At 49.5% G+C, this 14454-nt stretch carries 13 protein-coding genes; 6 read left to right on the top strand and 7 right to left on the bottom strand.

Annotated elements, in window-relative coordinates; genetic code table 11:
- Positions 1-36 precede the first annotated feature (36 nt).
- Positions 37-1221 carry a 4-hydroxybenzoate 3-monooxygenase gene (gene pobA / locus GC128_RS03120; RefSeq protein ID WP_151993060.1) on the bottom strand — a complete coding sequence of 395 codons (1185 nt, stop codon included), beginning with the start codon at positions 1219-1221 and terminating at the stop codon, positions 37-39.
- Between the two features lie 301 nt (positions 1222-1522).
- Here pobA and GC128_RS03115 point away from each other — a divergent pair, with 301 nt between their 5' ends.
- The 4 genes from GC128_RS03115 to GC128_RS03100 all read left to right on the top strand — a co-directional run bounded on the left by GC128_RS03115 (position 1523) and on the right by GC128_RS03100 (position 4133).
- Entirely contained in the window at positions 1523-2299 is a 777-nt protein-coding gene (locus GC128_RS03115) for a threonine/serine exporter family protein (RefSeq protein WP_151993059.1), read from the top strand.
- Positions 2290-2763, top strand: coding sequence for a threonine/serine exporter (locus tag GC128_RS03110; RefSeq protein WP_151993058.1), 474 nt, complete (start codon positions 2290-2292; stop codon positions 2761-2763). The genes GC128_RS03115 and GC128_RS03110 overlap by 10 nt, the downstream gene beginning before the upstream one ends.
- 109 nt (positions 2764-2872) lie before the next feature.
- Entirely contained in the window at positions 2873-3514 is a 642-nt protein-coding gene (locus GC128_RS03105) for a TetR/AcrR family transcriptional regulator (RefSeq protein ID WP_226811976.1), read from the top strand.
- A gap of 115 nt (positions 3515-3629) precedes the next feature.
- Positions 3630-4133, top strand: coding sequence for a DUF2501 domain-containing protein (locus tag GC128_RS03100; protein ID WP_151993057.1), 504 nt, complete (start codon positions 3630-3632; stop codon positions 4131-4133).
- A gap of 34 nt (positions 4134-4167) precedes the next feature.
- Here the strand turns inward: GC128_RS03100 and GC128_RS03095 are convergent, their stop codons facing one another.
- The 3 genes from GC128_RS03095 to GC128_RS03085 all read right to left on the bottom strand — a co-directional run bounded on the left by GC128_RS03095 (position 4168) and on the right by GC128_RS03085 (position 7819).
- Positions 4168-5184 carry a class I SAM-dependent methyltransferase gene (locus GC128_RS03095; protein ID WP_151993056.1) on the bottom strand — a complete coding sequence of 339 codons (1017 nt, stop codon included), beginning with the start codon at positions 5182-5184 and terminating at the stop codon, positions 4168-4170.
- Positions 5185-5303: 119 nt separating this feature from the next.
- Complete coding sequence (locus GC128_RS03090) at positions 5304-6470, bottom strand: M20 aminoacylase family protein (protein WP_151993055.1); 1167 nt, start codon at positions 6468-6470, stop codon at positions 5304-5306.
- Positions 6471-6484: 14 nt separating this feature from the next.
- Complete coding sequence (locus GC128_RS03085) at positions 6485-7819, bottom strand: MFS transporter (protein WP_151993054.1); 1335 nt, start codon at positions 7817-7819, stop codon at positions 6485-6487.
- 173 nt (positions 7820-7992) lie between these two features.
- On the opposite strand from GC128_RS03085, the gene GC128_RS03080 reads away from it, so the two are divergent.
- Positions 7993-8928: a LysR family transcriptional regulator gene (locus GC128_RS03080; protein WP_151993053.1), complete on the top strand. Its 936-nt coding sequence runs from the start codon at positions 7993-7995 to the stop codon at positions 8926-8928.
- 48 nt (positions 8929-8976) lie between these two features.
- Here GC128_RS03080 and GC128_RS03075 read toward each other — a convergent pair whose 3' ends face one another.
- Positions 8977-10407, bottom strand: coding sequence for a 6-phospho-beta-glucosidase (locus GC128_RS03075; RefSeq protein ID WP_151993052.1), 1431 nt, complete (start codon positions 10405-10407; stop codon positions 8977-8979).
- Between the two features lie 17 nt (positions 10408-10424).
- Entirely contained in the window at positions 10425-11882 is a 1458-nt protein-coding gene (gene ascF / locus GC128_RS03070) for a PTS cellobiose/arbutin/salicin transporter subunit IIBC (protein ID WP_151993051.1), read from the bottom strand.
- 402 nt (positions 11883-12284) lie between these two features.
- On the opposite strand from ascF, the gene GC128_RS03065 reads away from it, so the two are divergent.
- Positions 12285-13304, top strand: a complete 1020-nt coding sequence (locus tag GC128_RS03065) for a LacI family DNA-binding transcriptional regulator (protein WP_151993050.1) — start codon at positions 12285-12287, stop codon at positions 13302-13304.
- 29 nt (positions 13305-13333) lie between these two features.
- Here GC128_RS03065 and GC128_RS03060 read toward each other — a convergent pair whose 3' ends face one another.
- Positions 13334-14365 carry an NADP-dependent oxidoreductase gene (locus GC128_RS03060; RefSeq protein ID WP_151993049.1) on the bottom strand — a complete coding sequence of 344 codons (1032 nt, stop codon included), beginning with the start codon at positions 14363-14365 and terminating at the stop codon, positions 13334-13336.
- Positions 14366-14454: the final 89 nt, after the last annotated feature.

The raw sequence follows: 14454 nt of genomic DNA, 5'->3' as shown, positions 1-14454 counted from the left end.
TTTCATGATGATCAAATTCAATGCCGAAAGTATAGGTTATTCAATGGATTCAAATGGCAACCCGACATAATTTTCGGCAATGGTCGTCAAACCCGCACGCGATGACAGATAGTAGTCACGATCGGCCTGTTGCATCTTACGGTCAAACTCATCCATGCCTTCGAAATCATGAAGCAGATTAGTCATAAACCAGCTAAAACGCTCCCCTTTCCATACTCGGCGCAATGCCATTGGTGAATAAGTCTCCAGCAAATCAGTTCGCCCTTCGTGATACACCTTGCTCAAAATCCGATACAGATAGTTCACATCAGACGCGGCAAGATTTAATCCTTTTGCTCCGGTCGGCGGCACAATATGAGCCGCATCGCCCACCAGGAAAAGATTGCCATATTGCATCGGCTCCACCACAAAACTACGTAACGGGGCGATACTTTTCTCAAGTGAGTGACCAGTCACTAACTTCTCAGCCAGCTCTTTTGGCAACCGCTGCTTTAGTTCGTCCCAGAAGCGTTCATCTGACCAGGATTCAACATTATCGCTAAGCGGTACCTGTAAATAGTAGCGGCTTCTAGTTAGTGAGCGCTGACTACACAAAACGAATCCCCGCTCATGATGGGCATAAATAAGCTCGTGGTTAACTGGTGGCGTATCCGATAACAACCCGAGCCAGCCGAACGGATAAACACGTTCGTATTCACGAGTGACTTCTTCAGGAATAGCTTTACGGGAAACACCGTGAAAACCATCGCAACCCGCAATGTAGTCACAATCGATACGGCAGGTTTCGCCCTGCTTCTCAAAAGTGACATATGGACAATCACTTTTGAGATCAAATAATTGCACGTTGCTAACGCCGTATATGGAAATAGCATCAGTTGCTCGCCGCGCTTCCATCAAATCATGAGTCACTTCCGTCTGGCCATACACCATCACCGTCTTCCCGCCAGTCAGTTCTTTTAGCGGAACAGGGATACGCTTTCCATCAACCAAAAACTCAACACCCTCATGGACTAACCCTTCCACATCCATTCTTTTACTGACCCCTGCCTCACGCAACAAATCTACGGTGCCATTCTCCAGGATGCCCGCACGAATACGTCCTAAAACATGTTCGGGTGATTGTCGTTCAAGCACCACATTGTTGATGCCTGCGTTATGCAGTAATTGCCCCAACAGCAAACCCGATGGACCAGCACCAATAATCACTACCTGAGTTTTCATAGGATACGTTCTCTGATGTGCGTTATTAAAATGTTATTTTTATGTTTAACAATTGCTCGTTAATGCATTTTTAACGTCATCAGAGGGAAAAAGAAGGCCAATATCGGTCTAAAACGTGCACTTTTCGAAAGTCATGTAAAGAGTGTGGACGAGTTCATAGTTCGCCGAAAAAGTGTGCGAAATAGGTTATTTGGTTAAATGTTGATCTGGAGCGCCTGAGTCCTGGTAGCGGCATATGCTAATAATAAAGGATGTTAAAATTTGAGCGGCTATCGTCGCTTCTACCTTTCATAGGACAGGTATGTCGGAAGATGTAAACACGCAACGGGACGTGACTCGCCTTTGCATCCAGTGTGGGCTTTTTTTGCTGCAACATGGTGCCGAAAGCGCACTGGTAGAAGAACTTTCCTGTCGCCTGGGCATTGCCTTAGGTATGGATAGCGTTGAAAGCTCAATTTCAGCAAATGCTATTGTGCTAAGCACCATAAAAGATAATCAGTGCCTTACCACCACGCGTAAAAACACTGACCGCGGCATCAACATGCATGTGGTGACAGAAGTGCAACACATAGTGATCATGGCCGAGCATAAGCTTCTGGATCATAAAGATGTTTTGAAACGTTTTACGCATATAAAACCGCTGCGCTATCCACGTTGGTTAGTGGTGCTGATGGTTGGCCTATCTTGTGGCTGCTTCTGTAAGCTAAATAAAGGCGGTTGGGATGGTGCCTTCGTCGCCTTTCTTGCCAGCTCTGTAGCGATGTATGTTCGCCTGGTGTTTACCGCACGCCATCTACACCCGCAAATTAATTTCTGCATTACGGCGTTTGTTGCCACCACAATTTCTGGGTTACTCATTGCCAAAGGCCCATTTGCCACGACATCCAATATTGCCATGGCGGCAAGCGTGCTGCTGCTGGTGCCGGGCTTTCCGCTGATTAACGCCGTGGCCGATATGTTTAAAGGTCACGTCAACACGGGGCTCGCAAGATGGGCGATGGCGAGCCTACTAACGCTTGCTACCTGTATTGGTGTCGTGATGGCCATGTCACTATGGGGGCTGCGCGGATGGGAATAATCGATTTTTTACTGGCGTTGCTACAAGACATGGTGCTTGCGGCGATTCCCGCACTCGGCTTTGCCCTGGTGTTTAACGTCCCGCAACGTGCTTTGCCTTACTGCGCTCTGCTCGGCGCGATTGGCCACGGTTCCCGAATGGCAATGATGGCGGCGGGTATGAACATAGAATGGAGTACGTTTATCGCCTCCCTTCTGATAGGCACGATTGGAATACAGTGGTCGCGTTGGTACCTGGCGCATCCTAAAGTGTTCACCGTGGCTGCGGTAATTCCCATGTTCCCAGGAATTTCTGCCTACACCGCAATGATTTCAGCGGTGAAACTCAGCCACTTTGGTTACACCGAAGACCTCATGATTCAACTGCTCACCAACTTCCTGAAGGCCTCGTTTATCCTCGGCGCATTGTCGATTGGCTTATCTATTCCTGGCCTGTGGCTTTACCGTAAACACCCGCGAGTGTGATGTGTTTCAGGGCTTCGCTAACTCATCAGTGCTTTGCCCACGTAAACTTGTTTTAATGTCATCAGGCCAGGTCTGTTACCCGCGGTCTGATGACATTAAGGAGCCTTGCGTGGAAACCCACGAAATTTATCTTCCTGAGCGTTTTGATGACGCCAGTCTGAAAGAAAAGATTTTCTTCAGCGCCATTAGTTTGTTCGCTGAATTTGGCCTTAACGGCGCACGCATGGAACAGATTGCCGAGAAAGCCAACACCACAAAGCGGATGGTCGTATATCACTTCAAAAGCAAAGAGCTGCTGTATGTTCAAGTGCTTGAGTATGTGTATACCCAAATTCGTAGCTGTGAGCGCAAGCTCAATCTTTCAGACCAGCCGCCCGTCGAAGCAATGGTGGAACTGGTGGAATGGACATTTGATTTCCATGCCACGCACCCAGATTTTATTCGCATCATCTGTATGGAAAACATGCAGCGCGGGCGTTTCGTAAAAGAGTCCGCTTACCTGCGCGAAATTAACCGCAGCGCACTGGAATTACTGGAAGATGTGTTAACCCGCGGGCAAGAAAAACAGCTGTTCAATAAGCAGGTTTGCGCCAAAGACGTTCACCGCCTGATCAGTAGCTTCAGTTTCTACCATGTTGCTAACAGCTATACCTTCTCCAACTTCTTTGAAGACGGAGCTGAACCGACTGACAGCACCAGCCATTACCGTGAAATGGCGGTAAAAGTGGTACTGCGCTACATCGGGCCGTAAATAACCGTATTTTTGGATGCTTTAAGAACTCTCCGAACCTCAACAGGCCCAGAGAAAGCGGTATACTCGGCGGAAATTCTCCTGCAATGCAGGTTATCGAAAAAGAGTATAAAAGATGAAAGCAAGCAATCGTATTATATGCGCTCTGTCGCTGGTAACGTCCGTATTTACCGGCCAGGCGATGGCATCAAGCTGGCAAGATCAACTCTCCAGCGCGGCAACAGAGTTAAGCAAAACCACCACCTCCAGCGGTAGCACCGGAACAACCGGCAACTCTATGGCGTCATTGACCAGCCTGCTCGGCGGCGGCACTAAAGCCCTGAGTTCAGACAGCATGACGAATGCGGCAGGTATTTTGCAGTACTGCATGAAGAACAAACTGGTATCAGCAACCAACCCTGAAAACATCAAAAATCAGTTGATGGATAAATTAGGTTTAGATAGCGGCACAAAGCAAACTCCACCAGAAGATTATACTCAGGGTTTGATGGGCTTGCTGAACACCGGCAAAGGCCAGCAATTGGATCTGAAAACCATCGGTAATTCACCGCTGGCAGAAAAAGTGAAAACTCAGGCATGTGATTTTGTTCTGAAGCAAGGCGTAAATTATCTGTCTTAATCAGATAACCTGCCCCCTGATACCGGGGGCAGATTCAGGATTTCACATTGATTTCCAGCACCGCATAGACACCATCACTGGGTAACGTAACGGTGACATTTTTCAAATCGACACCCGCTGCAATAATAATATCTCTTAGCTCAGGCAATGTGCGCGGATAGAGTGTTGGCCAGCCGATACAGCGCAATAAAAAGGCAAGCTGCGGGCTAGTAGTCAGCATATTGGAAATAATCAACACGCCGCCTGGTTTAACTAAGCGCAATGCATGGCGAATAAAACTCACCGCTTCAGATGTCGAAAAATATTCGAAAATCCCCAGACCATCAACGAGCTCAGCTGATTGTTCACCCAGTTCCTGAACCAGCTTGTCACTGAAAATCATCCGGTCGAATAAATTCCTCATTAACAGCTGAAAATGATGCCCTTCCACCAGGCCATATTGCGTCGCAAGTCCACGGGCAAATTTCAGCGACTGCCTGTCGTGATCAACCAGCAATATAGTGAATTTCTGCGCGCGTAATTTCGCACCACGCAATGCTCGGAGAACGGGTACCGCTGCACCACAGGCAAGACTTATCCAGTTGCCTGTAACATGATTATTGATATACACATCAGCAATCGCCGACATCACTTTCGCTCGTGAACGAACACCTTGAGCATCATTGGCATGTATAAACCATGCCCGGCTGTTGCTATCTATTTCCCTTCCGCTTATCAGGCGCTCGGCAAGCGGATGCTGCACAGACCATAGTGAAAGAGCGGTAGGAACCAACTGGCAACGCCACTCTTCGAGTGCGGGGCGATTTATAAAGGCTTGTTCTGACAGCTTATTTCGGTAGCGTATCCGTCGCATTCCCTGGCCATCCAGAAAAATTTCCGGGGCTTCGAGTGTCGGATCAACTTCTAACTGCTGGTTGATATCATCAATCTGCTCTAAAACCTGATCTTTCATCGGCCAGCTATCGCTTATATCACTGTAAGAGATATGTTTAATGGCCAGATCCGCAGGTACAGAGCCTGGGATCACTGAGAGAAAAGGCTGCCAGGACATGTTAAACCTCGACACACGTTTTCTTTCAGTCTAGAAAACCCAGGGTTATTCACCGTCAGCAGAAAGTCGTAATTTAATGGCACCCTCACCCTGCTTTACGCAGGATGAGGGCTGGGAATTTAACGTAAGAATGATTCCGTCAGTTTGACCCAATATGTCGCGCCACCCGAAATGCAGGCATCGTTAAACTGATACAAAGGATGGTGAACCGAGTAATCATTATTGCCGGTTGCGGTACCAAGCCATAAATAGCAGCCCGGAACTTCTTCAAGCATGAATGAAAAGTCTTCACTGCCCATCGCACTTTTCACCTGCGCAGGATCGGCAACTTTATCGGATCCAAAAACGTCGCGTGCTATCTGCAAGGCAAACTCGGTTTGTTGAGGATCATTCACCGTCACCGGGTAGCCGAAGTCCACCGCGATTGACGCCTTCACTCCGAAGCTTTCCGCCTGAGCGTGCACCAATTTATCAATACGCTGCTTTACCGCCTCACGTACTTCAGCTTTGAAAGTACGCATATTCAGTTTCAGCACCGCGCTGTGCGGGATAATGTTATGCGTGGTGCCGCTTTGCAGGCTCCCTACGGTCACAACCGCTGAATCCTGCGGATCAACATTGCGCGAAACAATGGTTTGCAAAGCCATCACGATCGAGGCCCCGGCAACGGTAGGATCAATGCAATGTTCAGGCATCGATCCGTGCCCGCCTTTGCCTTCAAGAGTGATCGTCATGCTGTCTGACGAGGCCATCAAGGCACCGGGTTTGGTGGCGATCTCACCCGCAGGCAGCAATGGGAAGTTGTGCAGACCAAATACCGCATCACAAGGGAATAGCTTAAATAAGCCATCATCAATCATGCGCTTAGCCCCACCGATGGACTCTTCCGACGGTTGGAAAATCAGGTGCAGCGTGCCGTTTAACGGGCGGTGTTCTGCCAGATACCGTGCCGCCGACAGCAAAATCGCGCAGTGCCCATCATGCCCGCAAGCGTGCATTTTCCCCTCGTTCACGCTCGCCCACGGCAACCCAGTTTGCTCCTGCATCGGCAGTGCATCCATATCGGCACGGATCCCCAGACGCTTACCGCCATTCCCGACTTTTAACGTCCCTACCACGCCTGTTCCGCCCAGGCCGCGATGCACCTCGTAACCCCATCCCGTCAGCAACTGGGCGATACGATCGCTGGTGCGGAACTCCTCAAAACCTAATTCCGGGTGTTGATGAAAATCACGGCGGATAGCAATCATCTCTTCTTCGTGGTCGAGAATTTCTTTAATCAGCATAGGGTTATTCCTTTTTATTCATCACAGAAAGTTTTGCGTTCATGCCAGGCAATCAATGCACCGAATGTCACTACCGCGCAGAACATCAAATACCAGGCCGGAGCCATCGGTTGCCCGGTGACTTTTAACAGCCAGGTCACGATCAATTGCGCGAATCCCCCAAACAGCGTGACACCAATGGCATAAACCATAGCCATACCAGAAGCACGAACCGCTTTCGGGAAGGCTTCGAGGATCAACAAGAAAAAGGCGGCGGAACTGATATTGGCGAGGATCTGATCCACAGCAATCAGCGCCAGGGTAATACCGAGCGGCGCACCGTGCAGAATGGTGGCAAAGATCGGCCAGATCAGGGCGAACGATCCTAATGCGCAGGCGATCAAAATCGGTTTGCGCTTAGGTAATCTATCTGCCAGCTTGCCACCGAAGAATGGCACCACCAGCGTTAATGCCGCCGCCGTCAAACTCACCCACCACGACGTGCTGGCAGGCATATGCAGCGTGTTAACCATATAAGCGGGCATGTAGTAGATGATGATGTAAAACGTAGTGGTGCCTTTCATCACCAGCAAAATGCCCAGTAACAAAGCGCGGCGGTGTTCACGCCATAATGTGAGAGTCGGGCTTTCTGCGCTAATGGTTGGCGTCACAGTGTGAGTTTCAGCAAGCTGGCGGCGGATATACAAGCCAATCGGCATAATCGCCAGGCCAACAATAAACGGGATGCGCCAGCCCCAGTCGTAAAGCTGCTGCTCGCTCAGGACATGGCTTAAGCCCGCGCCCATCGCCGCACCAAAAAGTGCCGCCCCGCCCTGGCTTGTCATCTGCCAGCTGACACGCGCGCCGCGACGAGATTTGTCCCCGGCTTCCATCAACCATGAGGTCGCAGCCCCTACTTCCCCGCCTGCAGAGAAACCCTGCAGCATGCGCCCGGCAACCAATACGACAGGAGCTAAGATCCCCGCCTGGTTATAGGTCGGCGCAAAGGCCACCATCATTACCCCCAGGGACATGAGCCCGAGGATCAGCGTCATCGCCGATTTACGTCCATGTTTGTCGGCATAGCTCCCTAACACCATGCTACCTAGTGGGCGCATCACAAATCCAACCCCAAAGGTCCCCACCGCCAGCAGTAACGAGGTGTAGTCATTGGAGCTTGGGAAAAAGAGATGACCAATGATCACCGAGAAAAAGCTGTAAACCGCAAAGTCGTAAATCTCGAGGCCATTGCCGAGAGTAACTGCCACCAACGACTTAGCGTTAGCGCGCTCCGGGACCAACGGCGCATCATACGGAAGCGAGGCTGACATCTCGGCATCCACCTGGGCATAGCTGACACGCTGTTTCATGCTCACGTCCTTCTTTGTTACTCAGATGTAAACAACTGGGAGGGGTTGTTTTAACTATCTGCATAAAAAAAGAACATTACAATCATAAAAATTAGTTATGCCTTTGGTTATCTTATTTGTATTGTAAGAGAGCAAATTTTGCACCACGGTGATGATTCTGGCGGGACGGAAAATTGAAAATCAAACTAAATCAGTTAGATATTTTGTTGGAAGTTGCCGCGCAAGGCAGCATCGGTAAAGCGGCAAAGGCGTTACACCTCACACAACCTGCCATTTCTAAAACAATTCAGGAAATGGAAGCTGAAATCGGCATGCCGATTCTGCAACGCTCATCACGCGGCGTAACATTAAATGAGTATGGGCAGGTTTTGCTGCGCCATGCACGGGACATCGATCGTTCGCTACATCAGGCACGGGATGAAATCGACAATCTGCTTGGCAAAGCCATGCGCCAGTTACGGGTAGGTTTTACTTCTGCCGCATCCTACGGGCCATTTACCAACACGCTGATTCAATTTCAGGCGCGTTATCCCGGCGTGAAACTCATCGTAATGGAAGGCCGCCCGCAGCAAATTCACGACGCGCTTGAGAACCAGCGACTGGATATTGCAGTGATAACCACCGCCAGCAATGCGGTGCAAAACGGTATGTATTACGAAACGCTATACGCTTTGAGCAACACAGTGATTGCCGGAATTAAGCACCCCGTAACGCACACCACCTCTTTGAAGAAATTGATGGATTACCCGTGGCTGGACTGGGACGAACCCGGTGAGCATTCGATTCTTGGGCAAGTTTTTCGTCGTTATAACCTACCGCTACCGCAAAACATTATTCACTGCTCATCGCCGTGGATTATGGCCCGTATGATGGAACAGACGGATGCGGTAAGTATGTGGACGTCAGTGCGTCTGCGCTTTCCCGGCTACAGCCCGAACCTGCGTCCGCTGGTGCTACGCGAAGTGCTTCCCGCCAGCAGCATCTGCATTTTGTGCCCCAATATCGCTCGTCTCTCAACGGCTGGAAATACCTTTATGGAGATGCTACGGATTAATACACGTGACTGGTTACAGGATAGCGATGCTCTGGAGATGGTGGTGCGGGTTTAAATGTTTTACTGCGGGCAGGCTACAAAGCCTGCCCGAATGACGCACAAGTTAGCTCAAATCAGAACCGTTACTGGCAATCACTTTCTTGTACCAGTAAAACGATTTTTTGCGCGTGCGGGCGAGCGTGCCGTTACCCTGGTCGTCGCGGTCAACGTAGATAAAGCCGTAACGCTTGCTCATTTCCCCGGTCGAAGCCGATACCAAATCAATGCAGCCCCACGATGTGTAACCCATAACCGGGATACCGTCGTCGATAGCATCTGCCATCGCTTTGATGTGCTCACGCAAATAGCTGATGCGATAGTCGTCGTTGATTTCACCCTGCTCGTTAATTTCGTCTTTTGCACCGAGTCCGTTTTCCACCAGGAATAACGGTTTCTGGTAACGGTCGTACATCATGTTCATAGTGATGCGCAGACCCAGCGGGTCAATACCCCACCCCCATTCACTCGCTTGAATATGCGGGTTTTTCAGGGATTTCACGATGTTTGCCGCATTGCTGTTTTGATCGTTCATATCAGCCGAAGCGCAACGCGAAGCGTAGTAACTGAATGAGACAAAATCGACGGTATTTTTAAGGATTTCGTCATCACCAGGCTGCACCTCAAGCTCAAAACCTTTCTCGCGGAACAAGCGTTTGGTATAAGCCGGATAAGCACCACGCGCCTGTACATCAATAAAGAACAAGTTCTCACGGTCTTTTTCCAGCGCCGCCCAGACATCTTCAGGCTTGCAGGAGTACGGGTAGAAATTCCCACCCGCTAACATACAGCCCACCTGATTGTTCGGATTCACTTCGTGGGCGATTTTAGTCGCCAGGGCGCTTGCCAGCAGTTCGTGGTGCGTCGCCTGGTACTTCACTTGTTCTTTATTATCGCCTTCTTCGAATACCAGACCTGCGCCAGAGTATGGGCTATGCAGCAAGATATTGATTTCGTTGAAAGTGAGCCAGTATTTCACCAGCCCATCGAACGCTTCAAAACAGGTGCGCGCATAGCGGGTGAAAAACTCCACCATTTTGCGGTTACGCCAGGAACCGTACTCTTTCACCAGATGCATTGGCACATCGAAATGGCACAGTGTGACCAGCGGTTCTATACCGTACTTTTTGCACTCGGCAAACATGTCACGGTAAAAAGCGATGCCTTCCGCGTTTGGCGTTAATTCATCACCATTAGGGTAAATACGGCTCCAGGCAATGGAAGTACGAAATACGGTGAAACCCATTTCGGCCATCAGTGCGATGTCTTCTTTGTAACGATGATAGAAATCGATACCGACATGGCTCGGGTAGTATTCGTCATCACGCAAACTAAAACGCTTTTCGATACCCAGTTTTACCGACATACGGTCTTTACCATGCGGGATGGTATCAACCGTGGTTAGCCCTTTACCGCCTTCAAGATATGCGCCTTCAGCCTGGTTCGCCGCAATCGCACCGCCCCATAAAAAACCATCTGGAAAAGTTGATGATGTCATGAGATTCCTCTTCTAAATTAGTTAGCGCTTACGGATGCAACAACGGCGTTTGGCTGTACTTGTTCTTTCTCTTTACTTTGTTCTTGTTCAACCGGGATATCTTCGAAGCCCAGTAACAGTGTCAGGAAGAAAGAGAGCACGACAGCCAGGATCATCACGCCAAACACCCATACGATGCTCATTGGATTTGCGGGGTCAAAGAACTGCACGCTGGTAAATAAACCAGGAGAGGCCATCGAATGGCTCGCCAGCCCGCCGATTCCGGCGACCGCTCCGCAGACAAAACCACTGATTAATGCCGCAATCAATGGGCGCTTAAGGCGCACCGCCACGCCGTAAAGCGCAGGTTCAGAAATGCCCGCCACAATTGCAGAGGCTGCCGCAGCAAGAGCCGTCTGGCGCAGTTCAGGGTTTTTCGTTTTCCATGCCACCGCTAAAGATGAACCGCCAAGTGATAAGTTGGCACCGATTTCAGATGGCATAACCATCCCTTCTTTACCCGTCTCTGCAATGGTTTGAATAATAGACGGCGTGAATACACGGTGCATGCCTGTCATCACCAGCAGTGGCCACAGCGCGCCCATAATCGCCACCGACAACCAACCAAGGTAGTGGTGGATGGTGTAAACCAGTGAAGAAATACCGGTACCAATCCAGATACCCAGCGGGCCAATCAGCATGATGGCAATCGGGGCTGAGATAAGCACAATCAGCATCGGTTTCAGGAAGTTTTTCGTTACTGCAGGCGTAATCCGATCAACCCATCTTTCGATATAAGAGAGGATCCAGGTCATGCACAGCGCTGGGATAACGGTGTAGGTGTATTTCACCGCAGTGACCGACATCCCCATAAATTCAACGTGTTGGCCTTGGGCCGCTTTCGCCATCAAATCAACAAAGTTTGGGTGAACCAGCACGCCAGCAATGGCGATAGCCAGCGACATATTGGTTTTGAATTTTACTGCCGCAGAAGCCGCGACCATGACTGGCAGGAAGAAGAACGCGCCATCACCAATCACATTCAGAATGACAAGCGTTGAGGAGCCTTTTTCAAAGACGCCCGTCATATCCAGAATCATGGCGAGTAGTTTCACCATCGAGCCACCAATAATGGCTGGAATCAGCGGTGACATGGTGCCAATCAACGCATCCAGAATCCCGGCACCAATGCGTTTGAGGGTGATTTTGCCTTTCCCTTGTGTAGACTCGGCTGGCTGCATCCCTTCTGGCAGGAGTTTTAGCACTTCAGCATAAGCCTGAGAAACGGTGTTGCCGATAATCACCTGGCACTGATTTTCGCTACGAACGACACCCATCACGCCATTGATAGCTTTCAGTTTTGCTGTATCTACGATGCTGTCGTCATTGAGTACGAATCGTAAACGCGTCATGCAATGAGTCACCGCGCCAACGTTACCTGCGCCACCAATTGCGTCGACTATCGACTGAGATACTGCCGCATAATTCTTAGCCATGAGTTATCACTCTTTTTATTTAAATTCATGATGTTATGAATATATTTTCCGGTGACACCGCATCGACTTGTAGGGAGTCCGAGAAATAGGTAACCGGTTCCACATTAGATTGACCAGGCAAAACAAACAGATCAAACACTAATTTTACATATTGTTAATTTTGTGATTACGATCGCCATAATCAGCCTTTTAAGGCCACTATCACCGCTTTCATACCCTAAATAATTCGAGTTGCTTCGAGGCGGCAAAGGAACGAGTCCCTGGGAGCTTACTTAAGTAAGTGACCCGGGCGAGATCACGCAGCCAACAAAGAAGCAGCTTGGAGTATGACGGGTATGGGGCAGTATTTTGTCGCCGCGGAATGTGTAAAATGGGCGCATTGATCAAAGCCAGGAAGCTCCAATGTCGACAATGCTAGAAGTGGCAAAAAAAGCCGGTGTCTCTAAAGCCACTGTTTCACGTGTTCTGTCCGGGAAGGGATACGTCAGCGAAGCCACGAAAGAGCAGGTCTATAAAGCCATTGAGGAGGCGGGGTATCGGCCCAATTTACTGGCGCGTAATCTGGCGACCAATAAATCGGAATGCATTGGTTTAGTGGTCACCAACACGCTTTATCACGGCAGTTATTTCAGCGAAATACTTTCTCAGGCGGCGAAGAAATTAGAAGACAATGGTCGCCAGCTTATTCTGGTCGATGGTAAACACAGTGCGCAGGAAGAAAGGGAAGCTATTCAGTTTCTGCTCGATTTACGCTGCGATGCGGTCATTATTTACCCGCGATTTTTAACCATTGATGAAATGGATTTGATTATTGAGCAGCATAAAAAACCCATTATGGTGGTTAACCGAAAATTAAGAAAAAACCAAAGCCACTGCGTTTTTTGTGATCATAAAGGCTCCAGTTTCCAGGCAACAAAATATCTTATTGAACGCGGGCATCGCGATATTGCCTTTATTACCGGCTCAATGGACTCCCCTACCGCTATTGAGCGTTTATCAGGCTATAAAGAAGCATTAAATCAATACGATATTGGTGTAAATGAAGATCTGATTGCACAAGGAAAATGGACGCCAGCCAGCGGAGTTGCGGCAGTTGAAACGTTGCTTGCGCGCAAAAACAAGATCAGCGCAATCCTCGCCAGTAACGATGAAATGGCGGTTGGTGCAATGAAACAATTAAACGATCTGGGTATTTCGGTGCCTCATGAAATATCAATTATCGGTTTCGATAATATACCTACCGCACCTTATCTCTCACCTGCTTTAACCAGTATCAAAGATCCGGTGAGCGATATGATAAGCGAGGTGATCAACCGCTTAATATCGATGCTAGATGGTGGATATTTGTCGAAAGAGAATGTGTTCACATCGGATTTGTTAGCGAGAAATTCAGTGATTGACGGGCCATTTAAAGATAAATAAAAGCGGCGCGAACTGCGCCGCTTTATACATCACTCTGCGACTTTAACAATCACCTTGCCAAAGTTCTTGCCGCTCAACAAACCGCGGAATGCTTCCACGCTGTGTTCCAGGCCATCAACAATATCTTCGCGGAACTGGATTTTACCTTCCGCCAGCCACTGGCTCATCTGCTTAAAGAATTGCGGGTAGCTGTCGCTGTAATCCTGAGAAATAATAAAGCCTTGCACACGCAGGCGTTTTTTAAGGATCGTGCCCATCAGCAGCGGTAATCTGTCCTGTTCAAATGCACTATTAGCACCGTTGTACTGGCTGATAACACCACATACCGGCACACGTGCTTTGGTGTTCAGCAGTGGCAGAACCGCATCAAACACGGCGCCGCCGACATTTTCAAAATAGACATCAATGCCTTTGTCACAGGCTTTTTTCAGCTGTTCGGCAAAATCTGGGGCTTTGTGGTCAATGCAGGCGTCAAATTTCAGCGTTTCAGTGACGTAACGGCATTTATCCGCGCCCCCTGCAATCCCTACGACTTTTGCGCCCAGCAGTTTTGCCACTTGCCCGACAACCGACCCCACTGCACCGCTGGCTGCTGCGACCACCACGGTTTCTCCGGCTTTTGGCTGGCCAATATCGGTCAGCCCCATATACCCGGTAAAACCAGGCATGCCGAGCAAACCAAGCGCATATGAAGGGTGCTGCATATTCGGATCGAGTTTTTGCACATCACTGCCATCAGACAATGCGTAATCCTGCCAGCCGGTATAGGCCAGGACCAGATCACCCGCTTTATAGTCCGCATGTTCGGATTTTTCGACACGGCACACGGTGCCCGCGCCAATCACATCGCCAATGGCAAGTGGTGGCGTATAAGATTCGGCATCATCCATGCGCCCGCGCATATACGGATCGAGAGATAAATAGAGCGTGCGCAGCAGTAATTGTCCTGCAGCGGGTTGCGGGACAGGCGCTTCTTCCAGCTTGATATCTTGACTGGTCGGCATGCCTTGCGGGCGTTTCGCCAGCACAAAGCGGCGGTTAATCTGGGACGACTGAGTCATAACGCTCTCCATTGATAGGGTCGTGAGTAAAAATTCAATTAGTCCCAGACTAGCTAATAATCCACCGACATGGGGTGAAAAATGTGCCA

Source organism: Buttiauxella massiliensis (assembly GCF_902500225.1).
GTDB lineage: Bacteria > Pseudomonadota > Gammaproteobacteria > Enterobacterales > Enterobacteriaceae > Buttiauxella > Buttiauxella massiliensis.
This window is presented reverse-complemented; position numbering and strand designations above follow the sequence as displayed.